This window comes from Streptomyces sp. NPDC006384 (genome assembly GCF_042870695.1).
Taxonomy (GTDB): domain Bacteria; phylum Actinomycetota; class Actinomycetes; order Streptomycetales; family Streptomycetaceae; genus Streptomyces.
Map to the genome: position 1 here is coordinate 61,650 of NZ_JBIAHR010000011.1, position 24,861 is coordinate 86,510.

15 protein-coding genes and 4 pseudogenes are annotated in these 24,861 nt (G+C 74.5%); 10 read left to right on the forward strand and 9 right to left on the reverse strand.

The features are described 5' to 3' along the window. Nucleotide 1: 1 nt before the first annotated feature. Both ACFYOJ_RS17090 and ACFYOJ_RS17095 read right to left on the reverse strand, forming a co-directional pair. Nucleotides 2–208 (reverse strand): annotated as a pseudogene (locus ACFYOJ_RS17090) (EamA family transporter); the annotation flags it as partial. 35 nt (nucleotides 209–243) lie between these two features. Beyond that, nucleotides 244–612: a transposase gene (locus tag ACFYOJ_RS17095; RefSeq protein WP_388597168.1), complete on the reverse strand. Its 369-nt coding sequence runs from the start codon at nucleotides 610–612 to the stop codon at nucleotides 244–246. On the opposite strand from ACFYOJ_RS17095, the pseudogene ACFYOJ_RS17100 reads away from it, so the two are divergent. Continuing rightward, nucleotides 502–1,312, forward strand: a pseudogene (locus ACFYOJ_RS17100) (transposase); the annotation flags it as partial. The gene ACFYOJ_RS17095 and the pseudogene ACFYOJ_RS17100 overlap by 111 nt on opposite strands. Nucleotides 1,313–1,321: 9 nt before the next feature. Here the strand turns inward: ACFYOJ_RS17100 and ACFYOJ_RS17105 are convergent. Further along, the gene (locus tag ACFYOJ_RS17105; protein WP_356557681.1) at nucleotides 1,322–2,518 is read right to left on the reverse strand and encodes a macrolide family glycosyltransferase; all 1,197 of its coding nucleotides are present in this window, start codon (nucleotides 2,516–2,518) and stop codon (nucleotides 1,322–1,324) included. A 58-nt stretch (nucleotides 2,519–2,576) separates the two neighbouring features. Next, entirely contained in the window at nucleotides 2,577–3,230 is a 654-nt protein-coding gene (locus ACFYOJ_RS17110; RefSeq protein ID WP_356557680.1) for a CatB-related O-acetyltransferase, read from the reverse strand. Nucleotides 3,231–3,329: 99 nt separating this feature from the next. On the opposite strand from ACFYOJ_RS17110, the gene ACFYOJ_RS17115 reads away from it, so the two are divergent. Next, entirely contained in the window at nucleotides 3,330–3,956 is a 627-nt protein-coding gene (locus ACFYOJ_RS17115; protein ID WP_356557678.1) for a TetR/AcrR family transcriptional regulator, read from the forward strand. Nucleotides 3,957–4,074: 118 nt separating this feature from the next. On the opposite strand, the pseudogene ACFYOJ_RS17120 reads toward ACFYOJ_RS17115, so the two are convergent. After that, a pseudogene (locus tag ACFYOJ_RS17120) lies at nucleotides 4,075–5,414 on the reverse strand (transposase). Between the two features lie 196 nt (nucleotides 5,415–5,610). On the opposite strand from ACFYOJ_RS17120, the gene ACFYOJ_RS17125 reads away from it, so the two are divergent. Next, nucleotides 5,611–6,456, forward strand: coding sequence for an ABC transporter substrate-binding protein (locus ACFYOJ_RS17125; RefSeq protein ID WP_388597171.1), 846 nt, complete (start codon nucleotides 5,611–5,613; stop codon nucleotides 6,454–6,456). Nucleotides 6,457–6,512: 56 nt separating this feature from the next. Here ACFYOJ_RS17125 and ACFYOJ_RS17130 read toward each other — a convergent pair whose 3' ends face one another. Beyond that, on the reverse strand, nucleotides 6,513–7,442 hold the full coding sequence (locus ACFYOJ_RS17130; protein WP_356553250.1) for an acyl-ACP desaturase: 930 nt from the start codon (nucleotides 7,440–7,442) through the stop codon (nucleotides 6,513–6,515). A 29-nt stretch (nucleotides 7,443–7,471) separates the two neighbouring features. Further along, nucleotides 7,472–8,692 (reverse strand): beta-ketoacyl-[acyl-carrier-protein] synthase family protein, encoded by a 1,221-nt coding sequence (locus ACFYOJ_RS17135; protein WP_356553249.1) that lies wholly within the window; start codon nucleotides 8,690–8,692, stop codon nucleotides 7,472–7,474. Nucleotides 8,693–9,144: 452 nt separating this feature from the next. Here ACFYOJ_RS17135 and ACFYOJ_RS17140 point away from each other — a divergent pair, with 452 nt between their 5' ends. The 3 genes from ACFYOJ_RS17140 (at nucleotide 9,145) to ACFYOJ_RS17150 (ending at nucleotide 11,945) form a co-directional block, all read left to right on the forward strand. Continuing rightward, nucleotides 9,145–9,399 (forward strand): acyl carrier protein, encoded by a 255-nt coding sequence (locus ACFYOJ_RS17140; RefSeq protein WP_356553247.1) that lies wholly within the window; start codon nucleotides 9,145–9,147, stop codon nucleotides 9,397–9,399. 169 nt (nucleotides 9,400–9,568) lie between these two features. Then, nucleotides 9,569–10,765: a beta-ketoacyl-[acyl-carrier-protein] synthase family protein gene (locus ACFYOJ_RS17145; RefSeq protein ID WP_356553264.1), complete on the forward strand. Its 1,197-nt coding sequence runs from the start codon at nucleotides 9,569–9,571 to the stop codon at nucleotides 10,763–10,765. A gap of 19 nt (nucleotides 10,766–10,784) precedes the next feature. Beyond that, a complete protein-coding gene (locus ACFYOJ_RS17150) occupies nucleotides 10,785–11,945 on the forward strand; it encodes an SDR family oxidoreductase (protein WP_356553245.1) in 1,161 nt (386 codons plus the stop codon). A gap of 51 nt (nucleotides 11,946–11,996) precedes the next feature. Here the strand turns inward: ACFYOJ_RS17150 and ACFYOJ_RS17155 are convergent, their stop codons facing one another. Further along, entirely contained in the window at nucleotides 11,997–14,150 is a 2,154-nt protein-coding gene (locus ACFYOJ_RS17155) for an MMPL family transporter (protein ID WP_356553244.1), read from the reverse strand. A 793-nt stretch (nucleotides 14,151–14,943) separates the two neighbouring features. Here ACFYOJ_RS17155 and ACFYOJ_RS17160 point away from each other — a divergent pair. The 3 genes from ACFYOJ_RS17160 to ACFYOJ_RS17170 all read left to right on the forward strand — a co-directional run bounded on the left by ACFYOJ_RS17160 (nucleotide 14,944) and on the right by ACFYOJ_RS17170 (nucleotide 23,318). Continuing rightward, entirely contained in the window at nucleotides 14,944–22,080 is a 7,137-nt protein-coding gene (locus ACFYOJ_RS17160) for an SDR family NAD(P)-dependent oxidoreductase (RefSeq protein WP_356553242.1), read from the forward strand. Further along, nucleotides 22,061–22,432, forward strand: coding sequence for an acyl carrier protein (locus ACFYOJ_RS17165; protein ID WP_356553240.1), 372 nt, complete (start codon nucleotides 22,061–22,063; stop codon nucleotides 22,430–22,432). The genes ACFYOJ_RS17160 and ACFYOJ_RS17165 overlap by 20 nt, the downstream gene beginning before the upstream one ends. A gap of 106 nt (nucleotides 22,433–22,538) precedes the next feature. Further along, nucleotides 22,539–23,318, forward strand: a complete 780-nt coding sequence (locus ACFYOJ_RS17170) for a thioesterase domain-containing protein (RefSeq protein WP_356553238.1) — start codon at nucleotides 22,539–22,541, stop codon at nucleotides 23,316–23,318. A gap of 52 nt (nucleotides 23,319–23,370) precedes the next feature. On the opposite strand, the gene ACFYOJ_RS17175 is transcribed toward ACFYOJ_RS17170, so the two are convergent. Next, the gene (locus ACFYOJ_RS17175; protein WP_356553236.1) at nucleotides 23,371–24,312 is read right to left on the reverse strand and encodes an acyl-ACP desaturase; all 942 of its coding nucleotides are present in this window, start codon (nucleotides 24,310–24,312) and stop codon (nucleotides 23,371–23,373) included. 323 nt (nucleotides 24,313–24,635) lie between these two features. On the opposite strand from ACFYOJ_RS17175, the pseudogene ACFYOJ_RS17180 reads away from it, so the two are divergent. Beyond that, nucleotides 24,636–24,818: pseudogene (locus ACFYOJ_RS17180) on the forward strand (dienelactone hydrolase); the annotation flags it as partial. Nucleotides 24,819–24,861 lie beyond the last annotated feature (43 nt).

Consider the following 24,861-nt stretch of genomic DNA (forward strand, 5'->3'; position numbering starts at 1 on the left):
GCTCACCGAAGACCAGGACGCCGATGACCGCCGCGGTGAGCGGCTCGACCAGGGCGACCACGGATGCCGTGGTCGCCCGTACGACGCCGAGGCCGGCGAAGAACAACGTGTACGCCAGCGCCGTCGGCACCGCCCCCAAATAGAGGATCAGGCCCAAGGTCCATGCCGGACGCTCCATTTCGGGCAGCAAGCCCTCCAGCAGAGCCATCGGCAGAAGGCAGACCGTGCCCACCGCGAAGCCGGTCACCGTGGACTCGAACGCGCCCCCGGTGTTCTTAGAGCGGGCAGCATCCCGGCGGCGGCCTGGCGGTCGGTGACATCGGCGGCTGTCACCCGGATCGCCAGCAGCAGCCCGATCGTGTCGCAGATCAGGTGCCGACGCCGACCGTTGATCTCCTTGCCGCCGTCGTAGCCCCGGCTGTCGGCGCCAACGACTGCGTCGCCCTTGACGGACTGTGAGTCGACCACCGCGGCGGTCGGCTCCGGCTCGCGCCCGGCCGCCTCGCGGACCTTCCCGTCGTGCTGGTCGGGCGCCTGCGCTCGGACCGGGTCATGCTCCGCGACCCCGGCCCTGCCCGGCCGGGTCCCCGGGGCGGGCGCCCCCGCCGGCATGGCGGCGTCCTCACGTTCAAGAAGCCCGACAGCTGGCACGAGCCCGACGTCACGACCGCCACGGACAACCCCCCGCTACGGCACGGCCACCGCGACGGCCTGGGACCGGATGCACCCCCGGCTCACCCATCGTGGCCCCTGGCTGAACCACGCCAAGGAAGAACTCCCCGTCCTTCACGGCACGTTGATCCGCCTGAAGGTCGAGCACTTGCCCGGTGACCGTGACCCGAAACCGGTCTGGCTGTGGTGCTCGGCCACCGCCGCCGCACCGGCGGACGTGGACCGCTGGTGGCAGTCCTTCCTCCGCCGCTTCGACCTGGAGCACACCTTCCGGCTGATGAAACAGACCCTGGGCTGGACCGCCCCGAAGGTCAGGAATCCCGACACGGCCGACCTGTGGACCTGGCTGATCATCGCCGCCCACACCCAGCTCCGCCTCGCCCGGCCCCTTGCCGAGGACCTGCGCCGCCCCTGGGAACGGCCCGCGGAACCCCGCCGTCTCACCCCAGTCCGGGTCCGTCGGGGGTTTCGCAACGTCCGCGCGACAGCAGCCCGCCCGGCAAGCGCACCGAAACCGTCCCGACCAGGCCCCGGACGCCCTCCCGGCTCGTAGAACAAGCAGAGGGCCAGGCGCTACGACGTCGGCAAGACCGTCAAACGCGCCGAATCGATCAAGGAACACCAAGCCCAGCGAGGTTAAACGCCAAGCTCAGAGCGCGGGGCCCTCGGCGGCGGCCAGGATGTTCTCGATGAGGTCAGCAGCGCGCGGGGTGCCACCCTCGGCCCGGCCTGCGGCCTGCAACTGCTTGGACCGGCCGATACGTTCCGGATCCGTGAGCAGGTCGTTCAGCGCCGCGCGGAGGGTCTCGGCAGTGGCGTCAGCGGTGTCCACACGGCGGGCGACGCCGAGTTCCACGAGACGGTCGGCGTTCATGAACTGCTCGGCTCCCTGCGGCACGGCGATCATGGGAACGCCGGCGAGGAGCCCTTCGCCGCAGCCGCCCATGCCGGCGTGGGTGACGAAGGCGTCGGCCTGTTCGAGGATCGCCCGCTGTGGGACCCAGGAGTGCACCTCGACGTTGGGCGGGATGGTGCCGAGTTCCTCGGGGTCGGTGTACTTGCCGATCTGGAGTACGACGTGCCAGCCGGGCAGGTCACCGAAGGCGGCGATGCACTGGCGGTAGAACGCGGGCTGGCGCGTGTACGCCGAGCCGAGCGAGACCAGCAGCACGTTGTCCGCGGTCGCCGGGCGGGTCCAGCCGTCCGTGTCCGCTCGGGTGTCGAAGCAGGGGCCGACGAAGGTCACCGTGTCGGTGTCGACTCGATCGGCGTGCGGCTGCATCGCTCTCGGGATCAGGGCGAGGGCTCGGGCGGGCGGGCCGGAGAAGGTGTCCACGTCCGTGGTGGTCGCACCGCAGTCGGCGAGCCACCGTGCGAACCTGTCCCGGTACGCGTCGGCGCCCGGCAGCTTCCGCAGATGCGCCGCGACTTCCTCCTGGTAGCCGTCCCAGCCGACGAATGTCGGGGACAGCTGCACGAGGGGACGGCCCTGCGCTTCGGCGAGGGCGCGCGCGGCATAGGCGCCGATGTCGTAGAGGTACAGGTCGGCCGGATCGTCGTCGTAGGCGGCGCGCAGTTGCGGGAGCGCCTGGACGGCGTCGTCGAGGAAGAGGCTGGCCGCGGCGATGGGATCGGCGGGCCAGTCGTTGTCCGCGACGGGCAGCGTGGAGGTGCAGGGCACCAGCTCCGCGCCGGTGGACTCGATCCGGTCGGCCACGAACGGGTCGTTGGCGTAGGTGACCCGGTGCCCGCGGGCCACCAGCTCGCGGATGAGCGCGAGGCTGGGCAGGACATGGCTGACGATGGGGACACCGACCATCGCGATATGGGCGCGGCGACGGGACATGGGTGATCACTCGTTTCTGGCGCGGGGCGGGTGCGGGCGGAGTGGCGAGGACGCGGTGTCAGGGCCGGTCGTTCTGCGCGGCGGCCTCCTCCAGGTCGGCGACGGTCCCCGACATGATCGTCCGTACGTGCCTGGTGATGTGCTGCACGGGCCAGTCCCACCACGCCACGGCGAGGAGCCGGGCGATGTCCGCGGCGTCGTAGCGGGTGCGGATGAGCCGGGCGGGGTTGCCGCCGACGATGCCGTAGTCGGGGACGTCGCCGGTGACCACGGCGCCGGCGGCGATGATCGCGCCGTGACCGATGCGTACACCGGGCATGACTGTGGCGCCGTGCCCGAACCACACGTCGTTGCCGACGACCGTGTCGCCCCGGCCGGGCAGGTCGGTGATCAGGTCGAAGTGCTCCGCCCAGGAGCCCCCCATGGTGGGGAACGGGAACGTGGAAGGACCGTCCATGCGGTGGTTGGCGCCGTTCATGATGAACCGGGTGCCCGTCCCCAGCGCGCAGTACTTGCCGATGACAAGCCGCTCGGGACCGTAGTGGTACAGGACGTTGCGCGTCTCGAACGCGGTCGGGTCGTCCGGATCGTCGTAGTAGGAGAAGTCACCGACCTCGATCAACGGCGACTTCACGAGCGGCTTGAGCAGAACCACGCGCGGGTGCTCGGGCATCGGGTGGAGCACGGTGGGATCAGCGGGAACGGGCGGCATCGCGGAGGCGGTTCCTCTCCAGTGAGTCTATGGCGACAACTGTCGCATTAAGATGCTGGCACAGCCCTGCCGCCTCGATCAACCGGATACTGATTGCCGATGACAGACTCACTGGACACGACGTCGGACCGCCGTCCGGGCGGTCGCACCGCCCGCATCCGCGCCCAGGTTCTCGATGCGGTGCGCGCCGAACTCGCTGAACGCGGTCACGAAGGACTCACGATGGAGGGCGTCGCGACGCGGGCCGGAGTGCACCGCGCCACGGTCTACCGGCGTTGGCGCGATGTCGGCGGCCTGCTCGTCGACGTCATCGCCGCTGCCGGCGAGATCGACTGGCAGCCGCCGGACACCGGCTCGCTGCGCGGCGATCTGACGGCCCTCAACCAGGAGATCCAGGAATCCCTGGTCGTACAGCCGTCGCTCGCCGTCGCCCTGATGGCCGCCTCGTTCCACTCCGAACAGGCCGCGCGGGCCCAGACTCAGCTGTGGACGGACCGGTACGCCCAGTGCGAGATCCTCGTCGAGCGCGCCATCGAGCGCGGTGAACTCCCCGCGCAGCACACGGACGCGCGGAGCCTGTTGATCGCCGCCACGGCGCCGCTCTACCACCAGATGGTGCTCCTACGCGCCGATCCGGACCCGCAGCTCCCGGAACGGGCCGCCGAGGCAGCAGTCCTGGCGGCTGTCGCGGGTGCCTTCTGCGTCCGTCGGGAAGAGAGCGTGTGATCGACTGCGCTACATGTCCGTTCGCCGTAGCTATACGAGAACAGGGCCAAGATGCCCGGATTTGCTGCAATTCCGTTCCGGCTGTATTCCGGTTGGCCGCCAATCTCGCCTGAACGGTTCAGAGACCATTCGCAGGAAGGCGAAGCGCGCTCTCATACGGGCCGGGCGGGATGTGAAGGGTGGCGGTGTCGTAGTCGCCGAAGCGGAGCACGTTGTCCCTGCGGTGCGGGCTGAGCGCGGCGACGTCGTCAGGGGTCACCTCCCGGCCTTGGGCGGCCATCTGGCGCAGGGTGTCGGTCATGTCGACGGTGGTGGAGAAGATGATGCTGCTGGCCATCAGGTCGAGGAACTTGACGGCCTTCTCCTGGAGTTCGGGATCGCGGGAGCGCAGGTAGCCGTCTCCGCCGAAGTGCAGCCATTTCGTGTACCCGTTGTATGCCTCGGCCTTGTTCGTCGCCCTGGTGATCTGCTCCCGCAGCTGTGGGTCCGACAGGTAGCGGAGCAGAACGGTCGTTCGGACGGCGCGGCCGACCTCGCGGAAGACCCGGTAGATCTGGTTCTTGCGGGAGTGGTTGTTCAGGCGCCGCAGGAGGGTGACGGAGGACACGGTGCCCTCCCGCACCGACAGGCCGACCTGCATGAGGTCCTTGAAGCCGTTCTCGATGAGCTGCCAGTCGATGCAGGTGCGTGGGTCGGCGGAGAACAGCGCGTCGATATGCCGGTAGCGCACCTGGGGGTCGGGGCGGTGGAAGGTGAGGTCCTGGAAGTTCCTGATCCGTGGCAGCAGGTCGATGCCGAGCAGGTGGGCGAGGCCGAAGACCGGGAAGGACTGGCCCTGGGTGTCGGCGTGTACGGTGTCCGGCTTGACCTCCGACTCGTTCGCGAGGAGCGCGTCGATGAGGTAGACGGCCTCCCACACCCCGCACGGGACGAACCGGGAGAAGGGCGCGACGTAGGTGTCGGAGACGAGGTGGTGGGCGATCCCGCCGTAGCCGCCGTAGCGGATCGGGGTCTCGGCGAGGAGGTTGTCGATGACGGTGTCCATCATGGTGCCGTCCACCGCCGCCACCGACCCATTCCCCACGCCGCGGTCAGGTCCAGGCCGGCGTGGGCGTTGACGACGTCGGCTCCGCACCGGTTGAGGACACCGATGGTGAAGTGGCGTTTCGCGATCGCGCCGAGCTCGTGCGCGGCCACGCTGCCCCGCATGTGGCGCACCGCCTGGGCGGGGCCGAGTCCGGAACCGTAGACGAACGCGGTGGTCACGTAGCGCGGCAGTGGCTCCTTCAGCTTCGGCTCGCTGCCTGAGCGCGGGCCGGGCCGTTTCCACCAGTGGGTCCAGTGCGCCGCCCGCGCCAGATGCTCCAGCACGCTGCGGGTGGGAAGCCGGCCTGCTCGCAGAAGTGCGCGAGCTTGGGCTCGCACTGCTCCCAGGCAGGAGCACGCGGGTCCAGTCACCGTAGTCCTCGGCGCCGATCACGGCGACGTCACCGCAGCGCAGCTCCTCCACGAGACAGGCGAACACCATTGCCTCGAAATGGCGGCGGACCAGCATCCCCGGCTGTTCACGGGAGTAGACGGTCTTCAGCCACATCTTCGGCGCGAACGACAGGTCCAGCCGTACCGACTCCCCGTTTTCGTCGGTGCGGGTGGGATGGGTGTCCGCCACGAGGGGCCGGGTGAGGTGCTGGTGGGCGAGGACGTGGTCCAGCGCGTCCAGCACGCTGCGGTCGGTCGAGGTCGCGGTGAACGACAGACGGCGGGCGATCTTGAACATGGTCGGCCGGTCCGGCTTGAAGAAGCGCTCCACCAGCGCCGTGTAGTTGCTGCCCCGGTAGGCGTCCAAGGCCTCCAGCTCCGCCAGCTGGGCCCCTACCGGGAACCGGCGGACGGCTTCCAGGCACAGGTCGAGCGCATGCGGGAACACGGCGCCGGCATCGTCACCAGCGCCGCCACCGCCGCCGACCTGGCCCTCTTCCACCAGCAGGCCCGCCGGGCCGGGCTGCGTCCCCGCCTGATCACCTGCTCGCGGTGGCTGACCTACCCCCACACCCACACCACCGCAGCACCCGACATCCACGCCGAACTCGCCGACGCGCGCGTCGCCACCCTCGTGTACTGGAGCCCCAACCACCCCTACCGCTCCAGCCTCGACGGCACCACCTGCGCCGACCTCGCCCACGCCTACCAGCGCGACACCGGCGAGTCCTGGCTGCAGCCGCTCGGTCTGGCCCACGCCCTCGTGGAGACCGCCCACCACGCGCTCGGCACGGCCGACGACCCCACCGACCGCGGTGCCATCGCCCGGGCCATCGCCGGCACCGCCCTCCCGACGATCGTGGGCACCCTCGACTGGAAAAAGGGCCCCACCCCCAACATCGCCCTGCTCCGCCTGGCCGGCGGCCAGTGGCACACCGGCCCCAAGGGCCCCCGCCTCGCCGTCGTCACCAACACGCAGGCCCCCGACGTCCCCGTCACAGGCGAACTCCGGACGGCCTGACGGAGCCGCCGGTCGCGCCGGGCACTCTGTGCCTGGCGCGACCGGCGGGACGGCGCTCACCGCGGCGGGGGCAACTGCTCGCGCAGCGCGGTGAACTTCGCGGCACGCCGCGCGGCCGTGTCGAGGAGCGCGGCGATGTCCTCCTGCGCCCGCGCGCCCCGGGGGCCGAGCCCGGTGGCCTCCAGGGCTCCGAGGTGGCGGGTCAGCGGCAGCAGGACGGACTCGTAGTGCGTGACCGGGCTGTAGATCCCGGACCAGGCCATGGAGGCGGCCATCCGCTCGTAGCCGGGCGCCCGGTGGCCGGGGGCCCGGGCGGACGAGAGCACACCGGCGGCCGCCCGGAGCGTGTCGTCGGGGTACATGCGCACGGCCGCGCTCAGGATCGTCCGGTAGAACAGCATGTGCCGGTTCTCGTCCTGCCCGATGCGCCGGAGCAGCCTGACGCACGCCGGATCGTCCGACAGACGCTGGATGTTGGTGTAGGACACCCGGGTGCCGAGCTCCTGGAGGGTGACGTACACCAGGGACGACAGGACGTCCCTCTGGTCGAGTTCGTAGCCGTTCTGCACGTGTTCCGAGCGCGCCCGCTCCAGGGCGGCCGGGTCGGTGGCGCGGGTGACGAGGAGGTAGTCGCGGATCGCCATGCCGTGCCGGCCCTCCTCGACGGTCCAGCGGTTCACCCAGGTGCCCCACGCGCCGTCGAGCGTGAACATGCGGGCGATGACGCGGTGATAGCTCGGGAGGTTGTCCTCGCTGAGCAGGTTGTGCACCAGGCCGTCCCGGACCTCGGGAGCGAGGCGTGCCTGTTCGGGACGCCAGGGCTCGCCGTCGAGCACTCCGTCGAAGGTGCGTCCCTCGCTCCAGGGGATGTACTCGTGCGGGAGCCAGTCCCCGCAGTGGCGCAGGTGGTCGTCGAGCGCGTCGGCCGCGACCGGCTCCAGGTCGTGGAGGACGCGGGCGTCGTCCGGGGATCCGTCGGTGTGCATGGGTGTGCCCTTCCGGGAGGTGGCCCCGTTCACGGGGTGCTGAGGACGAGGACCGCGTTCTGCCCTCCGAAACCGAAGGAGTTGCAGACCGCGGTGTGCACGGCCGCGGGCCGGGGCCGCCCGGTCACGATGTCCAGCTGCGGCCCGGCCTCCTGGAGGCCGAGGTTGGCGGTGGGCGGGATGAGCTGGTGCTCCAGGGTGAGGACGGTCAGCGCCGCCTCGATCGCCCCGCCGGCGCCGAGGGCGTGACCGAGGACGCCCTTGGCGGCGGTGACCGGCGGCACGGCGCCGGCGAAGACGCGCTGCAGCGCCCGGCCCTCGGCGGCGTCGCCGGCCCGGGTGGCGGTGCCGTGGGCGTTGACGTGCTGGACGTCCCGCGGGGCGAGGCGCGCGGCGGCGAGGGCGGCCCGCAGGACGCGTTCCGCCCCCGCGCCGTCGGGGTGGGGGGCGACGGGATGGTGGGCGTCGCATCCGACGGCGTGGCCCCGCAGCAGGGCGCGTACGGCCGCTCCCCGGCGGCGCGCGTGCCCGGGCCGCTCCAGCACGAGGACCGCCGCACCCTCGGACAGGACCAGGCCGTCGCGGTCGGCGTCGAAGGGCCGCGAGGCGCGCTCGGGTTCGGCGGTGCGCCGGGACAGGGCCCGCAGCCGGGCGAAGCAGGTGGCGGTCATGCGGGACCGGCCGGACTCCGCACCGCCCGCCAGAACGACGTCGCAGGCACCCGAGTCGAGCAGGGCGGCGGCGACCGCGACGGCGGTGGCCCCGGAGGCGCAGGCGCTGGAGACGGTGAAGTTGGGGCCGGTGGCCTCCAGGTCGAGGGCGATCTCGGCGGCGGCCATGTTGGGCACGCTGCGGGGAAGGGCGAGCGGTGACACGAGCTCCGCCTGTCCCTGCTGGAGCCTGCCGAACTCCCGGAGGTAGGTGGCCAGGCTGTTGCTGCCGACCCCGAGGACGACGCCGACGCGCGGGGCGGTCCACCGGCCGGGCGCGAGACCCGCGTCCCGGGCCGCCTCGCGCGCGGCGACGAGGGCGAGGTGCGTGAAGCGGTCGAGGCGGCGGGCGAGCGGCCGGCCCAGCTCCCGGTCGGCGTCGAAGCCGTCGACGCGGCAGGAGATGTCGACGTCCAGTCCGGTGAGTTCGGGGTCGGGTCGGGCCAGTCCCCTCCCCTCGCAGACCGTGCGCCAGGTGTCGGGCGCGGTACGTCCGGCCGGTGTGATCATGCCGAGGCCGGTCACGGCGACGTCAGCCATGTTCCGGACCCCGGCCCGCCGGGCGCGCGCGGGAACGGTCCCGGCCGGCGTCGGCGGCCCAGGTCCGGATTCGGTTTCGGGTCCGGCTTGCCATCTCCCACCTCCGTGTCGGTGCGGGCGCGCATCACCCCGCGGGCCCGGGACGCGGCACGCCGCCTCCCGTACGACCGGCGCCCCCGCCGCCCGCTTCGCGTACGGTCACCTCCCGTGCGGCCCGGTCAGGAATCCGCCGCGGTCCGCGCCCCGCTTGCGCAACGACGGCCCGGCGCCGGGGTCACGGGGCCCCTTCCCGTCCGGGCGGGGACGGCGGGAGCGCCCACCATTTCGCGCGACGGCCGCCGCCGGCCCGTGACCCCGGATGCCCCCGGTCGTTGCCCCGCTGACGGCGGTGACGTCTGCGGGCGGGGACGAGCGGGTCCGCGCACCTGCCGTGAGAACCAGGAGCTGCTTCCATGTACGACCGTCTGGCCACCCTGCTCATCGAGGAGTTCGGCGTCGACGCCGACGTCGTACGGCCGGAGGCCGGGGTCCGGGACCTCGACGTCGACTCGTTGATGCTCGCGGAGATCGCCGTGATCGTCTCCGAGGAGACGGGCGTCAGGCTCGACGACCTCGACGCCGGTCTGAGCCTGGACAGCACCCTGGGGGAACTCGCGGAGGCGTTCCAGGCGGCCGTCACGCGCGGCACCCCCGCGGCGACCGCCTGACGCCCGCCGCTCCCCGCACCGCGTCCGGGACCGCTCCCGCCGGTTCCCGCGTCCTCGTCCGGAAGGTCCCACGATGCCCCTCGATCCGACGTCCGGCACCGAGGCCGCGGCACCGGAGCCGCCCCGCGTCCGGCGGCGCCCCGCGCCCCGCGGTGCGGCGGTCACCGGCATGGGGCTGCTGACCCCGGCGGGGCGCGGGCCGGACGAATGCTGGCGGGTGCTGGGCCGGGGCGCCGGACTGGCAGTCAGGGACCCGGCCCTCGCGGGACTGCCGGTGGACATCTTCTGTCCCGTCACCGGCTTCGACCCGGTCGCCGCGCTCGGGCGGCGGACGGCCCGGCGGCTCGACCGCTTCGCGCATCTGGCGCTGGTCGCCGCCCGTGACGCGGTCGCCGACGCCGGGCTGGCCCCGGGCGCCTGGGACGCGCCGCGGGTCGGGGTGGTCCTCGGCATCGGGGGCAACAGCCTGGACACCTACGCCCGGGAGTTCCGCCACCTCGACGCGGACATGCCCCACCTCGTCTCCCCCACGGCCCTGACCCGCAGTGTGCCCAACATGGTCGCCGCCGAGGTGGCCATCGACCTGGGGGCCCGAGGGCCCGGCTTCACCGTCGCCGGCGCCTGCGCCTCCGGGGCCATGGCGCTGGGCGTCGCCGCCGGTCTCATCGGCTCCGGGGTCTGCGACGTCGTCCTGGCCGGAAGCGCCGAGTCGGCACGCGGCCGGATGAGCGCGACCTGCTTCCACCAGATGGGCGCCCTCTCCCGCCGCACGGACCGGCCGGCCGAGGCGTGCCGGCCCTTCGACACCGACCGCGACGGTCTCGTGCTCTCCGAAGGGGCGGCGATCCTGGTGCTGGAGGACCCCGGACACGCCCGGCGGCGGGGCGCCACGGCCCGCGCGGTGCTGCGCGGGCACGCCTTCAGCAGCGACGCGCACCACCCCGTCCTGCCCCGTCCCGACGGCACCGGTGCCGCGCAGGCCATGCGGCAGGCCATCGCGGCCGCGGGCCGCACGCCCCGCCGGATCGACCACGTCAACGCCCACGGCACCGCCACCGTGGCCGGCGACACCGCCGAGGCGCTGGCCCTGCGGGCGGTCTTCGGCGCGGATGCGCCGCCGGTCACGGCCCCCAAGAGCGTCCTCGGCCACAGTCTCGGGGCCTCGGGGGCCATCGAGGCCGCCCTGACCGTACTGGCCCTGGAACGCCAGGAGATCCCTCCGACCGCCAACCTCCGGCGCCAGGACGCGGGGCGCGAGCTGGACATCGTCACCGGCGCTCCCCGCCCGGCGCGTCTGGACGCCGCCATGACGAACTCCTTCGGTTTCGGCGGTCAGAACGCGGTCCTGGTCTTCGACCGGGCCTGAGCGAGTGCGAGGAGCACGAGTGACCACGGTGATCACCGGCGCGACCGGTTTCCTGGGTTCCCATCTCCTGCTGCGCCTGATGCGCGGCGGTCACCGGGTGACGGCCCTGGTCCGCCAGGACCCGGCGGCCGCACGGAAGCGGCTCGCCCGGGCCCTCGCGGCCGCGGGCGCCGGCGAGGACGATCTCGCGGCGCTGCCCGGGGTGCGCCTGGTCCGGAGCGACGTGACCCGCCCCCTTCTGGGGCTGGACGCCGTGGCCCACCGCGCCCTCGCCGAACGGGCCGAGGAGATCTGGCACTGCGCGGCGGGCATCGACCTGCGGGCGTCCCTCGACGCCCTCACCCCCGTGAACGTGGACGGCACCCGCCACGTCCTCGAACTCGCCGCGCGGCGGCCCGGCGGCCCGGCCCGCCTGGTCCACATCAGCACCGCCTTCGTCGCCGGAGCACGGCCGGCGGGCACCGTCGCGGAGGACCGCCTCGACGACTCCCACGGCTTCGCCCTGCCCTACGAGGCCACGAAGCACCTGGCCGAGCATCTGGTCCGCGAGTGGGCGGACCGGACCGGCGCCGCCGTCACCGTCCTGCGGCCCAGCGTGCTGATCAGCCACCGGCGCGTGCCGCCCGGCTGCCCCCATCACCCGCTCAGCGCCATCGGCGTGCAGCTCGCCCTGGCCGCACGGCAGGGCCCGCGGCGGCTGGCCGGACTGACCGGCGCCCCCCTCGCGCCGGGGGAGGAGACCCTCACGCTGCGTCTGCACCTCCCGCACGGCTCCGCGATGAACTTCGTCCCCGTGGACTACGCCGCCGACGCGATGGTCCGGCTCGCCGCCGCGCCCCCGCCGGGTGTGCGCACCTGCCACGTCGTGCACCCCGTCGACACCCCCAACGACGTGTGGCTGCCCGCCGTGGTCTCGACGCTGCCGTGGGTGCGTCTGGTCCGGGAGCCGGAGCCGGTGCCGCTCGGCCCTCTGGAGAGCTTCCTGTCCCGCCTCACCCCGACCGGCGACCACTACGGCCGGCTCACACGCCGCTACGACCGTCCCGCCCTCGACGCGGCCGACGCGGCCGCCGGCGTCGCGCCGCCGCCGCCTCTCGACGCGCGCTACTTCCGCGCCGCCCTGGGGCACCGTCCCGGGGGCGGAGGGAGCGGGGAGGGCGGCAGGCCCGCGGCCGGGTGAGCGCGCGGGTTCTCGGGTCCCGCCGGCCCGGAAGGGCCGGGCCGGCACGGGTCACACCCGGGGGTGGTCGGCCGCGGGTTCGGCGCCGGCCTGTGCCGGAAGGCGCACCTCGCCGTCGCGGGCCGGCAGCAGACGTCCGAGCCGGGCGGGCAGCCACCAGTTGGCACGGCCCATGAGCCGCATCAGGGCGGGCGCCAGCACCATCCGGACGACGGTGGCGTCGAGCACGACGGCGGTCATCACCACGAAACCGAGCTGGCGCAGGTCCTGCCGGTGGGTGGCGAGCAGCCCGGTGAGGCTCACGACGAGCACGCCCGCGGCCAGGCTGATGGGCAGTGCGGTGCGGCGCAGACCGTACAGCACGGCCGCACTGTTGTCGCCGTGGGCCCGGTAGTGCTCGGCGATGCGGTGGACGAGGAAGATCTCGTAGTCCATCGACAGGCCGAACACCAGGCTGAGGGCGATCAGGGGCAGCAGGGGGTTGACGGCGTCGTGGCCGAGCGCCGGAGTGGCCAGGGTGAGCAGTCCGAAGGCGGCTGCCACACAGAGCAGGTTCATCGCGATCGCCTTGAGCGGGACGAGCACCGAGCGGAAGACCAGGAAGGTCAGGACGAAGGTGCCGCAGCTGATCACCGCCAGCACCCACCACACCCGGTCACCGGCCTCGGCGCCCAGGTCGTGCACGGCCGCCGACGGCCCGGCGATCCGCACGGGCTGGCCGGCGGGCAGCAGACGCGGGACGAGGTCCTCGCGCAGACGCTGCTGGAGGGCGGTCGCGGCGGGGGTGTCCGGTGCCTGCGCCTCGCCGATCAGCAGCAGGGTCAGGTCGCGGCCGTTGTCGATCGGGGCCACCGCGGCGACCCGGTGGTCCTCGCCCAGCGCGCCGGACAGCGCCCGGGTGTCGACGGGCCCGGCACCCGCCGGGTGGGGCAGGGCCACCAGGGTGAGGCTGACGATCCGGTCGGCCTCCATCCTGGCCAGTCCGGCGCCGGTGTCGGTGCCGGCGATCAGGGAACGGTCGAAGTGCAGCGCCGTGCGCAGTCCGAGCACGGGGGACGCGGCCAGCAGGAGGAGCAGCGTCGCGGCCGTGGCGTGGCGGACGGGGTGCCGCATCAGGTGCGCGGTCCACCGCTCCCAGGCGGAGGGCCCGGATTTCGTGCGGCGCCGTCCCGGCCGTTTCCAGGGCATCGGGGCCCATCCCAGGGCCCGGTCGCAGGAGGCGAGCAGGGCCGGCATCAGGGTGAGCGCGGCGAGGGTCGCGGTCGACGCGGCCAGGACGGCCGCGAGCGCCAGGGCCCGCATGTAGGCGATGTCCGTCAGCAGCAGACCGGTGGCGGTCGCGACGACGGCCGTGCCCGCCAGGAGGACCGTGGCGCCGGCGGTGGCGGTGGCCTGTTCGGCGGCCCGGTGGGGCGGCAGGCCGGTGGCCCGGCGTCTGCGGTGACGCAGCGTCAGCAGCAGCGCGTAGTCCAGGCCGACGCCGAGTCCGACGGTGGCGACCACGGCCACCGCGGTCGCGTCCACGCCCCGGGACAGCCCGGTCAGCGTCAGGACGGCCAGGCTGAGGACGATCGCGGTTCCGGCGAGCAGCAGCACCAGGGCGGCGGCCCCCAGGGAGCCGAGCCCCACCGCCAGCAGCAGGGCGGCCACGGGCACCGTGAACACCTCCGCGGCCTCCACCTCCCGGGTGGTGGCGCGGGCCAGTTCCGCCAGGACGGGGTCCAGGCCGACGAGGGCTGCCGACACCCTGCCGTCCGAGTGTTCGCGGACGGTCTCCCGGGCCCGGTCGGCCAGTTCCGGCAGCACCCGCCGGGCGGTGTCCGTGTCACCGCGGACGCCGAGCATCACGTAGGAGTGGCGGGGGTCCTGCCGTTCGGTGCGGGGCACCGGCAGGACGACTCCCACCTCCGGCTGCTTCCTCATCGCGGCGGTGACGGCCTGTTTGGCGCGCCCGTACGCCGGATCGTCGGCCGGGAGCGTGCGGGAGGTGAACGCCAGCATCACCTGCCGCGTGCCGATGTCGGGGAACCGGTCGGCGACGAGGTCCGCGGCGGCGGCCGAGGCCGACCGGTCGACCGTGACGTCCGGCGGCTGCAGTGTCCGGGGGACGGCGGACAGCACGGCGAGACTCGCCACGACCAGCACCAGCCACACGGACATCACCGCGAAGCGGTACCGCACCACGACCGTTCCGATGCGGCGCATCGATACCTCCCTCACCCACGCGCTGTCGAAGGCCCTTTGGCTATCACGGACGGGCCGGGGCATCGCGGTCGCCGCGACCGCCTGCCGGCCGCCGGGCACCCCGCCGGCCGGGCGGTACGCGGTGTGCCGCGTTCCGGGGCGCGCGGCCGCCATGACTCGAACGAGTGATGCGGGCGCGGGGCGGGGGACGTTGACGGCGGCTCCCGCCGGACGACCGCCCCGGGAAGACGCCGGGTCCGCGGCCCGGCGCCGCGGCCCTCACCCCCGCGGGTGAACGCCCCCGGCGAGTACTACCCCGTGCGATCGGTCGGCTACTGTCCGACGCGTGATCCGTGAGACCCCCTCCCCTCCGCCTCCCCGTGCCCCGTACGGGAGCCGCGGACCCGTTCCGGCCGCCTCGCCGGCCCCGCGACCGCGGCCGGGGCGTACACGCTGACCGCGGTCGCCGGCGGCACCGGTGCCACCGGCCGCGCGTCCACCCCGCCGTCATCCGCCGCGACCCGCTCATGACCGTGGTGCTCAGCGCCCTCGCCGACACCACCGGCCTTCCCCCCGGCCGCCCCGGTGCTCCCCCCTCCCCCTCCCCCGCCCGCCGGGGCCACGGGACACACGGGGCGCGCTGCCCGCGCAGGTCCGCGGCCGCCGTCCTCCCGCTCCCCCGCACGGGACCACCGTCCCGCCCTCCCGTCACCGGCCGGTCCCCCTCCGCAACGGCCGCACCCGCCCTCCCCTCCACGACCGCCACGACCGCAAGGAGACCGTCTTGCGCACACCGCCCCCTCCACGGCACGACATGCCCATCGCCCTTGTCGGAGCCGCCTGCCGGCTGCCCGGCGGCATCACCTCGCTGGACGAGCTGTGGGCAGCCCTGAGCAAAGGCCGGGACCTGGTGACCGAGGTGCCCCCGGACCGCTTCGACGCCTCCCGGTACTTCGACCGGGACCCCCGCCGCCCGGGCAAGACCTACACCGTCGCCGGCGGGTTCCTCCGGGAGTACGACCGGTTCGACGCCGACTACTTCGGCATCTCCCCGCGCGAGGCCGCCGGCATGGACCCGCAGCAGCGGCTGCTGCTGGAGATGGCGGTCGACGCGCTGGACGACGCCGGGATGGACGCCGACCGGATCGCGGGGTCGGACACCGCCGTCTTCGTCGGCTGCTCGGGCTCGGCCGCCCTCGCGATGCAGGGCACCCTGCCGGAGAAGATGGACGCCTACACCATGACCGGCGGGGCGGACGCCATCCTCTCCAACCGGCTGTCGTACATCTTCGACCTGCGGGGTCCGAGCATGACCGTGGACACCGCCTGCTCGTCGTCCCTGATCGCGGTGCACCAGGCCTGCGAGGCGCTGCGCACCGGGCACAGCAGCATGGCGTTCGCGGGCGGCATCGGCCTGCTGCTCGACCCCCGCCCCTACATCGGGTTCTCCAAGGCGTCGCTGCTGTCCCCGACCGGCCGGTGCCGGACCTTCTCCGCCGCCGCCGACGGCTTCGTACGGGCGGAGGGCGGCGGGCTGGTCGTCCTCAAACCGCTCGCCGACGCCCTCGCCGACGGCGACCGGGTGCACGCGGTGATCCGGTCCAGCGGCGTCAACAGCGACGGGCACACCCGGGGGATGGCCCTGCCCAGCAGCGAGGCGCAGGAAGAACTGCTGCGCAGGCTCTACCGGGACGCCGGGGTCTCCCCCGACGAACTGGTCTACTTCGAGGCGCACGGCACGGGCACGCAGGCCGGGGACCGCGCCGAGTGCCGGGCCGTCGGACGGGCGCTCGCCACCGCCCGCACCCGGGGGCCGCTGCCCATCGGGTCGGTCAAGACCAACCTGGGGCACCTGGAGGCGGCCTCGGGCATGCCCAGCCTGCTGAAGGCGTGCCTGGTGCTGCGGCACCGGCGCATCCCCGCCACCCTGCACGCCGAACCGCTCGCCGACGACATCGACTTCGCCGGACTCGGGCTGGAACCGGCCGTCACCGCCAGGCCGGTGCCGCCCTGCGAGGGGGACGGCCTGGTCGGGGTCAGCTCCATGGGATTCGGCGGCGCCAACGCCCACGTCCTGCTCGGCGCCCCGCCCGCTCCCGCCCCGGTGGAGGGGCCGGCCGCCCGGCCGCAGGGCACGGCGCTGCCCCTGCTGGTCTCGGCCCACACCGAGGACGCCCTGACGAGTGCCCTGCACCGGATGGCCGACCATCTGGAGGGCGTCGCACCGGACGCCTTCTACGACACCGCCTGGAGCGCCTGCCGCCGCCGCAGCCACCACCCGCACCGCGCGGTGGTGCTCGCCCGCACCCCGGAGCAGGCCGCCGACCGGCTGCGGGAACGGGCCGCCTCCCCGGCCGTTCAGCCGCCCTCCGGCACCGGACGGGCCGTGAACGGCAAGGTGGTGTTCGCCTTCTCCGGCAACGGGTCCCAGTGGCACGGCATGGGGGCCGACCTCATGGCGGCGGTGCCCGCCTTCCGCGCCGCCGTGCGGGAGGCCGACGCCGCCCTGGGACCGCTGCTGGGATGGTCGGTGGCCCAGGAACTGGCCGCACCGGGCGTCCCCTCCCGCATGGACCGCACCGAGATCGCACAGCCCGCCCTGTTCGCGCTGCAACTGGGCCTCGTCGCGGCACTGGACGGACAGGGGGTGCGCCCGGACGCGGTCCTCGGGCACAGCGTCGGGGAGATCGCCGCCGCCTGCGTCGCCGGCGCACTGGACCTGCCCGACGCCGCCCGGGTGGTGGCCGAGCGCAGCCGGCTCCAGGGCACCACCGCCGGCAGCGGCCGCATGGCGGCACTGGGCCTGCCCGAGCGGGAGGCCCGCGCCCTGCTCCTGCCGTACGGCGGGAGACTGGAGATCGCCGCCGTCAACAGCGCGCACGACGTCACCGTCAGCGGGGACGAGCAGGCGCTGAAGGAACTGGCCCACCATCTGGCCGGCCGTGACGTCTTCTTCCGCCCGCTGGAGCTGGACCACGCCTTCCACAGCCGGCTCATGGACCCGCTCGCCGAGCCCATGAAGGCGGCGCTGGCCGGCCTGCGTCCGGGCCCGCTGCGCCTGCCGTTCGCCTCCACCGTCACCGGCCGGCTCCGGCAGGGGCAGGACGGCACCGGCCTGGACGCCAAGTACTGGTGGCACAACCTGCGGCGTCCCGTGCTGTTCGCCGAGGCCGCCGCGGCGGCGCTGGAGGAGGGCTGCGGCACGTTCGTCGAGATCGGCCCGCACCCGGTGCTCACGGCCTATCTGCGCCGGGCGGCCGAAACGGCCCGGGTGCCGGCCGTGGTCCTGCCCACCCTGCGCCGCCACCGGCCGGGCACCGACGCGCTGCAGGAGACCGTCGGCGGCGCCCTGGCCGCCGGGGCCGGGGACTGGACGGCGTTCTTCCCCGTGCCGGGGAAGGTCACCGACCTGCCGCCGCGCACCTGGCAGCGCGAGACCCTCCCGATGCCGCCGGCCGCGACGTGGGACCGCACCTGCGGCGACGGCACCCTGGACCACCCCCTGCTCGGCGAACGGGCCGCCGCCCCGGACCCGAGCTGGCACCAGCGCATCGACCCGGCCCGCCTGACGTGGCCGGCCGACCACAAGGTGGGCGGCGCGGTGCTGATGCCGGCCGCCGGATACATCGAGGCGGCCCTGGCCGCCGGGACCCGGGCCTTCGACGCGCCCGTGGAGGTCACCGCGCTGACCTTCCAGCCGCTCACTCTGCCCTGGGACGACCCGGAGATGAACGTCTGGCTGCAGACCTCCCTGTCCGACGAGGACGGAGTGGTGCGCGTGGCGAGCCGGGCCGGCGGCCCCGGACAGCCCTGGCGCTCCCACGCCCGCGGCCGGGTGCGCCGCCTGCTCGGCCGGGCCCCCGAACCACTCGGCGACGACGTGCTGCGCCGGGAGTTCCCGCACGGCGCCGACGCGGACGAGGTGTACCACCGCGCCCGCCGCAGCGGCCTGGACTACGGACCCTGCTTCCGCGTGCTCGACCAGGTCCGCACCGACGGCCGCGAGGCGGTGGCCCGCTACCGCGCCGACCACGTGGAGACCGCCGGCTACCTGGCGCACCCCGCGATCCTCGACGGCGCCCTCCAGGCCGGTGCCGTGCTGCTGGACGTCGCGGACGGCGCGACGTTCCTGCCCGCGGCCGTCGACACGGTCCGCGCCTGGCGACCGGTCGGCGTCACCGGCCACGTCCGGGTGCGCGGGCGGTCGGCCACCGCGGCCGAGGCCGTCTGGGACGTCACCCTCGTCGACGAGGACGGCACGGTCTGCGTGGAACTCCTCGGCTGCCGGCTGCGCCGCTTCGACGCCGGGACCGGAACCGCGGTCGGCGCGTACGTCAGCGAGCTGTGCGTCGCCCCGCGTCCGGGCCACGCCGGCGCGGCGCTCCCGGCGCCCCGCGCGTCCGCCGCCGAGATGGCGTCCGCGTTGCCGGAGACCGTGGTCATGTCCGAGTCGGAGGCACGCCAGGGGCTGGAGCTGGTGGACGCCCTGAAGCGGGTGACGGCGCACTTCGCGGTACACGCCGTCGCGGAGCTCCTGCCGGGCGCGGCGCGGTTCACCTGGGCCGAGCTGAGCGAGGCCGGGGTCCTGCCCGAGTACGAACCGCTGCTCGGCGTCCTGCTGGAAGTGGCCGAGGAGTACCGCCTCGTGGCGGACGCGGACGCCTTCCGGTCCGGTGGCGCCTGCCGGGTCCTCGCTCCGGGCCGTCCCGGGGAGACGGTGCGCTCCCTGGCGGCCGGGCCCCTGCGGCGCGGTCCGGAACTGACCGCGTACGGCATGTGCGGCCGGCGGCTGCCGGACATCCTGACGGGGCGCTGCGACCCGCTGGAACTGCTGTTCTCCGAGTCCGGCCGGTACGTGACCGAGGAACTGTACGCCTCCTCGATCCAGTCCGAGGTCGCGGGCCGCGCCATGCGGTCCTGCGTGCGCGCCCTGGCCGGGGCCTGGCCCGCCGACCGCCCGCTGCGCGTCCTCGAGGTCGGCGCCGGCACCGGTGCGACCAGCCGGGTGGTCCTGCCCCATCTGCCGCGGGGGCGCACCCAGTACGTCTTCACCGACGTCTCGGAGTCCTTCTTCCCCCGGGCCCGGGCCCGGCTCGACGCCCACGACTTCGTCGAGTACCGGGTGCTGGACCTCGACCGCGATCCACGGGAACAGGGCTGGGCGGAGGGGGCGTTCGACCTCGTCCTCGCCTCCAACGTCCTGCACGCCACCGGGGACGTCCGCGCCACACTGGCCCGCCTGTCCTTCCTGCTCGCCGACGGCGGTCACCTGCTGGTGCAGGAGATGCACGACACCGCGGCCGGCGCCCTGGTGTTCGGTGTGCTGAAGAGCTTCTGGAACCGTACCGACCTGGCGGAACGCCCCCGCACCCCGCTGCTGCCGCAGTCGCGCTGGCGTGAACTGCTGGAGGAGACCGGCTTCGGCGACATCGCACACGCCGACGCCGGCGGCGACCTGGCCCGGGTGGCCTCCGTGCTCCGCGCGCGGCGCACCCCCCGCCCCGGTGCCGTCGCGGCGCCCCCGACGCCGCAGGCGCCCACGGGCTCCGTGTGGGTCGTCGCCGGAGAGCCGGACTGCGCCCTGACGGCCGAGCTGGCCGCGGCGCTGACCGCGGCCGGCGGCACGGTGCGGCACACCGGGACGGACGCCGCCGGGAACCGGTCCGCTCTGCCGCCCGGCGGCCCGGCCGCCTCGCCGGTCACCGTCGTCCTGGTCACCGACACCGATCCCGGCGCGTCGGCGCTCACCGCGCGGGAGGCCACCACCCGCTCCGTGCGGTACACGGCGGCCCTGCGGGACGCGTCGGCCATGCTGTCCCGCCTGCCCGCGGACGCCCCCTGCTCACTGTGGCTGGTGGCCCCGACCGACGGCGCCACGCCCGCCCCCGAGCCCGCGACCGTGCCCGCCGCCGCGGCCTGGGGCGTGGCGCGCTCCCTCGCCAACGAGCACGCCCGGATCACGGTGCGCCGGCTCGCCGCCGACTACGGCGGTACGACGGCGGACGCCGCGCGGCGGATCGCGGCCGAACTGCTGGACCCGGGCGAGGAGGACGAGATCGTCACCACCCGCCACGGCCGCTTCGTGTCCCGCGTGACGGATCGCGTGCCCGCGGCGGCCGCACCGCCGCGACCGGGCGCCTACGCCCTGCGGGTCCGGCGCCCCGGACCCGCCTACGACCTGGTGTGGCGCCCCGTGGCGCCGCCCGCGCCGCCCGGTCCCGGCGAGGTGACCGTCGAGGTCCGCGCCGCCGGCCTGAACTACCGGGACGTCCTCCAGGCACAGGCCGTGCTGCCGCCGCAGCCCGATACCGACGGCACCCGGGAGCACCCCGTCGGCTACGAGTGCGCGGGGATCGTCACCGCCGTCGGCGCACAGGTGTCCGGCATCGTCCCCGGTGACCGGGTCTGGGCCATCGCCCGCGGCTCGCTGTGCTCGCATCTGACCGTCGACGCGCGGGTCGTGTGCCGCGTCCCGGACGGCATGGACCTCACCGCGGCGGCCACCGTCCCGCTCGCCCACCTCACCGCCGAGTACGGCCTCCGCCACGTCGCCCGGCTGAGCCGGGGACAGACCGTCCTCGTCCACGCGGCCGCCGGAGGCGTCGGCCTCGCCGCCGTCCAGTACGCCCAGCGGGTCGGCGCCCGCGTCATCGCCACCGCCGGGACGGCGCACAAGAGGAACCTGCTGCGCCTGCTCGGCGTCGAGCACGTCCACGACTCGCGCACGCTCGGCTTCGCCGAACGGGTTCTCGACGTCACCGACGGGCGGGGCGTCGACGTGGTCCTGAACTCGCTCAGCGGAGAGGCCGTCACCCGCGGCCTGGAACTCCTGAGGCCCGGGGGCCACTTCGTGGAACTCGGCAAACGGGACTTCCACGCCAACGAACGCCTGCTGCTGGGTCCGTTCCAACGGGCCCTGACCTTCTCCGCCGTCGACCTCAACGAGATGGTCCTGGAGGACCCGGACCGGGCACGGTGCCACGTCGAGCGGCTCGCCGAAGGCATCGCCGCAGGCGACGTCCGGCCGGGGCCGCACTGGGTGCGGCCCGCCGCCGAGGCCGCGGAGGCCTTCCGGCTGCTGCAGCACTCGCACCACATCGGCAAGCTCGTCCTCACCTTCGACCAGCCGCCGCCCCTCACCCCGTATCCGGAGCGGCGGCCGCTCGACCCGGAGGGCACCTATCTGGTGACCGGTGGACTCAGTGGCTTCGGAGCGGCCACCGCCCACTGGCTCGCCGAGCGCGGCGCCCGTCACCTCGCCCTGGTGGGACGCCGGGGCACACGGACGCCCGGTGCGCCCCGGTTGCTGGAAGAACTGCGCGCCCGGGGCGTGCACGCGACGGCCTACGCGGCCGACGCCGCCGACATCGACGCGATGCGCGCCGTCTTCCAGGACGCCGACGACCGCGGACACCCGGTGCGCGGTGTCGTGCACGCCGCGATGCACCTGGACGACGCTCCCCTCGCCGGCCTGGACGACGCGCGCGTCGCGGCGGTCCTCACGCCGAAGATCGCCGGAGCGCTCGTTCTCGACGAGCTGACCCGCGGCAGGGACATGGACCTGTTCGTCCTGTACTCCTCGGCCGCCGCGCTCATCGGCAACCCCCACCAGGCCCCGTACGTCGGTGCCAACCTCGCCCTGGAGTCCCTCGCCCGGGCCCGCCGCCGGCGGGGGGGAGACCGCGCTGGCCGTGCAGTGGGGCGGCATCGACGAGGCCGGTTATGTGGCGCGGCTGGGTCTGACCGACATGCTGCGGAGCAAGGGCATGGGTCTTCTCGCCCCCCGCGAGGCGCACGCCCACCTGGACCGGCTCCTCGCCCACCCGGTCGAGGTCGTCGCCGTGGCCCGCATGACGTGGGAGGCGCTGCGCTCGTTCTGCCCCGCGGCGGACGCCCCCCGGCTGAGCCTGGTCCTCGCACCCGCGAAGGAGGTGGCCGGGCACAACGGTGACGACCTGCGCCGGCAACTGGCCACCCTGCCACCGCAGGAGGCCCGTCAGCTGGTGTTGCAGGCACTGGCGGAGCTGGCCGCCACCGTCCTGCAGACCACGCCGGAACGGGTGCCGATGGAGCGGCCGCTGGGCGAACTCGGCATGGACTCGCTGATGGCCGCCGAGCTCGCGGTCCTGGTCCAGCGCCACTTCGACTGCGAGATCCCCACCATGGAAGCGGTCGCCAACCCCACCCTGACCGCGCTGGCCGACCTCGTCCTCAGGCAGCAGGCGTCCCGGACCGTCGCCGCGGCCCTGCCGGCCCAGCAGACCGGAGCCCGGCAGGACACCGCACCGGCCGCACGGCCGTGAGCGCTTCCCGGTGCCCGGATCCGCCCTGCGGGCCCGGGCACCGGGAACCGGACCGCCTCCCCCGCGGCGGTCCTCATCCCCGTTGCCGACCGGAAGGACTTTCGAGGTGATCACGTACGACGGCGCGGAAGCCGCGGCCCCCTGCCCGTGGACCTCGGGCGCCGTACGACGCCCGGGCGCCGCGGCACGCCTGTACTGCCTGCCGTTCCTGGGCGGGCCCGCCGACTTCTTCCTGCCTCTGGTGCGCGAACTGCCCGACTGGGTGGAGCCGTGCCCCGTCGAACTGCCCGGTTACGGACGCCGTCTGCGGGAGCCCGCCATGCGGAACGTCCCGGAGCTGGCCCGGTCGCTGGCCGAGGCGGTCCACCGGGACGCGGCCGGCCGCCCGTTCGCCTTCTTCGGCCACTGCGGCGGCGGGCTCCTCGCCTTCGAGGCGGCGCGACAGCTGCGGCGCGGGGCACGTCCGCAGCCGGCGCTGCTCGCCGTCTCCGCCACCCACCCGCCCCACCGGTGGCACCTGATGACCGCCGAACTGCGGGCGCAGCCCCTGCACCGCCTGATGCCCCTGTTCCGGGAACTCGCCGCGCAGCACGCGCTGCACCGGTCCAGTGCCAATGCGGTCCTCAAGCGCGAGGTGAGCGTCTACCTGCGCTACCGGCACGAGGAGGAGGCCCCGCTGGACTGCCCGATCAGTGTGTTCGGCGGGCGCGAGGACTCCATCGCCCGGGAGGGCGCCCTCGGCGCGTGGGCGGACCTGAGCCGCGGCCGCGTCCGCACACGCGTCTATCCCGGCCGCCACTTCTACATCGACGACCGGTGGCCCGACATCGCCCACAGCCTCGCCCGGGACCTGCGGGAGGCGCTGGGCCCGTCCCGCGAGCCGTAGGAGCCGCTGCCGGGCGGGCCGGTGGAGGAGTGCAGGACCGGGGCGGGGAACGTCACACCGTGGCGGCACCGTCCAGGTCCATCCTCGCGAACAGCGCGCGGAACCGGGCCGCGTTCCTCTCCAGCTGTTCGAGGTGCAGTCCGATGCGCTCGCGCGCCCGGTCGCCGGCGGCGGTGAAGTCGGTGCGGTCCTGCACGTTCAGGGTCCGCAGCAGCGGCAGCAGCACGTGCTCGCGGTGGACGTCGAGGTTGTAGATGCCGGCCGCGGCGATGCGCAGGGACCGCTGCTGGAAGCCGGGCAGGGTGGCCCCCGGCATCTGGAAGTCGCAGATCACATCGGCCAGGGCGGTGACGGCGGCGTCCGGGGCGAGGTCGAGGGCGGCCCGGTAGAGGTCGCGGTAGAACAGCATGTGCAGGTTCTCGTCCGCGGCGATGCGGGCGGTCAGCTTCTCGCCGAGCGGGTCGCCGCACGCCCTGCCCGTGTTGCGGTGGGCCTCCCGGGTGGCCATCTCCTGCACGGTGACGTAGGCCAGGCCGTGCAGCACGCCGGGGTGGTGGCCGGCGTAGCCGCGCGAGACGTGCTCCATGCGCTGCTCCTCCAGGAGCACCGGGTCGAGGGCGCGGCGGGCGTGCAGGTAGCTGCGCAGCGCGTAGGCGTGCCGGTCCTCCTCCGCCGTCCACCGGTGCACCCATGTGCCCCAGGCGCCGTCCCGGCCGAAGAGCGTCGCGATCTCGAAGTGGTAGCTGGGAAGGTTGTCCTCCGTCAGCAGGCTGACGGTGAAGGAGTCCCGCACGGCGGCGGACATCACGGACTGGCCCTCCCGCCAGGGTTCGCCGTCCAGCGGGCCGTCGTAGTCGGTGGCCCCGCTCCAGGGGGTGTAGGTGTGCGGGAACCAGGGCCTGGCGGCGTCGAGGTGGCGGTCGAGCAGCCGTGCCACGACCGGCTCCAGGTCCGCGAGGACGCCGGCCGGCGCGAGAGCGGGATCACCGGACACGGGGGACCTCGCACAGAAGGTGCCGCCGGGCGGTGACGCACCGGCCGGGCCACGCGGTCCCGGTGACGGTGGCGACAGCGCGCCGGCGGATACGACGGACGGTCATGACGGCGGGTGTCTCCCCAACAGGAACGCGGATGTTCGGACGGGCCGGAACAGTGCCCTGCCCAGGACAACGGCCGAAGTCCGCACAGGTCACGCGCCGTTGCCCGGCACAGGGGCCCGGTCCGCCGTCCGCGGCCGGTCCGGTGCGGCGGCGTGCGGACGTACGGGCGCGGCCGGACGATCCGAAGCGGGCACGCGCGTCCGTCCGCGGGAGTCCGGGGGCGCACCCCACCGGATTCCGTACGTTCACCGAGCGCGGAAGCGCCGCCGCCGAAGGGCTGCCCGCGGAGCTCGTCTACGCCGGGTTCTCGCTCGGTGTCCTGCCGGCGCAGAAGCTGGCCCAGACCCGCCCCGGTGCGAAGGGCGCGCTGCTGCTCGAGGCGTGCGTCCCGGTCTCGGAGTGTCAGCGCTCTCCGGCCGCGGCGGCACGGACGGCAGGGGCCC

Coding starts and splice junctions, on each gene's coding strand:
- ACFYOJ_RS17130 (WP_356553250.1), bottom strand. CDS start 7,442: ATGCACACCGACGGATCCCCGGACGACGCCCGCGTCCTCCACGACCTG.
- ACFYOJ_RS17140 (WP_356553247.1), top strand. CDS start 9,145: ATGTACGACCGTCTGGCCACCCTGCTCATCGAGGAGTTCGGCGTCGAC.
- ACFYOJ_RS17135 (WP_356553249.1), bottom strand. CDS start 8,692: ATGGCTGACGTCGCCGTGACCGGCCTCGGCATGATCACACCGGCCGGA.
- ACFYOJ_RS17105 (WP_356557681.1), bottom strand. CDS start 2,518: ATGTCCCGTCGCCGCGCCCATATCGCGATGGTCGGTGTCCCCATCGTC.
- ACFYOJ_RS17110 (WP_356557680.1), bottom strand. CDS start 3,230: ATGCCGCCCGTTCCCGCTGATCCCACCGTGCTCCACCCGATGCCCGAG.
- ACFYOJ_RS17160 (WP_356553242.1), top strand. CDS start 14,944: ATGCCCATCGCCCTTGTCGGAGCCGCCTGCCGGCTGCCCGGCGGCATC.
- ACFYOJ_RS17155 (WP_356553244.1), bottom strand. CDS start 14,150: ATGCGCCGCATCGGAACGGTCGTGGTGCGGTACCGCTTCGCGGTGATG.
- ACFYOJ_RS17145 (WP_356553264.1), top strand. CDS start 9,569: ATGGGGCTGCTGACCCCGGCGGGGCGCGGGCCGGACGAATGCTGGCGG.
- ACFYOJ_RS17125 (WP_388597171.1), top strand. CDS start 5,611: ATGGGTGTCCGCCACGAGGGGCCGGGTGAGGTGCTGGTGGGCGAGGAC.
- ACFYOJ_RS17095 (WP_388597168.1), bottom strand. CDS start 612: ATGCCGGCGGGGGCGCCCGCCCCGGGGACCCGGCCGGGCAGGGCCGGG.
- ACFYOJ_RS17115 (WP_356557678.1), top strand. CDS start 3,330: ATGACAGACTCACTGGACACGACGTCGGACCGCCGTCCGGGCGGTCGC.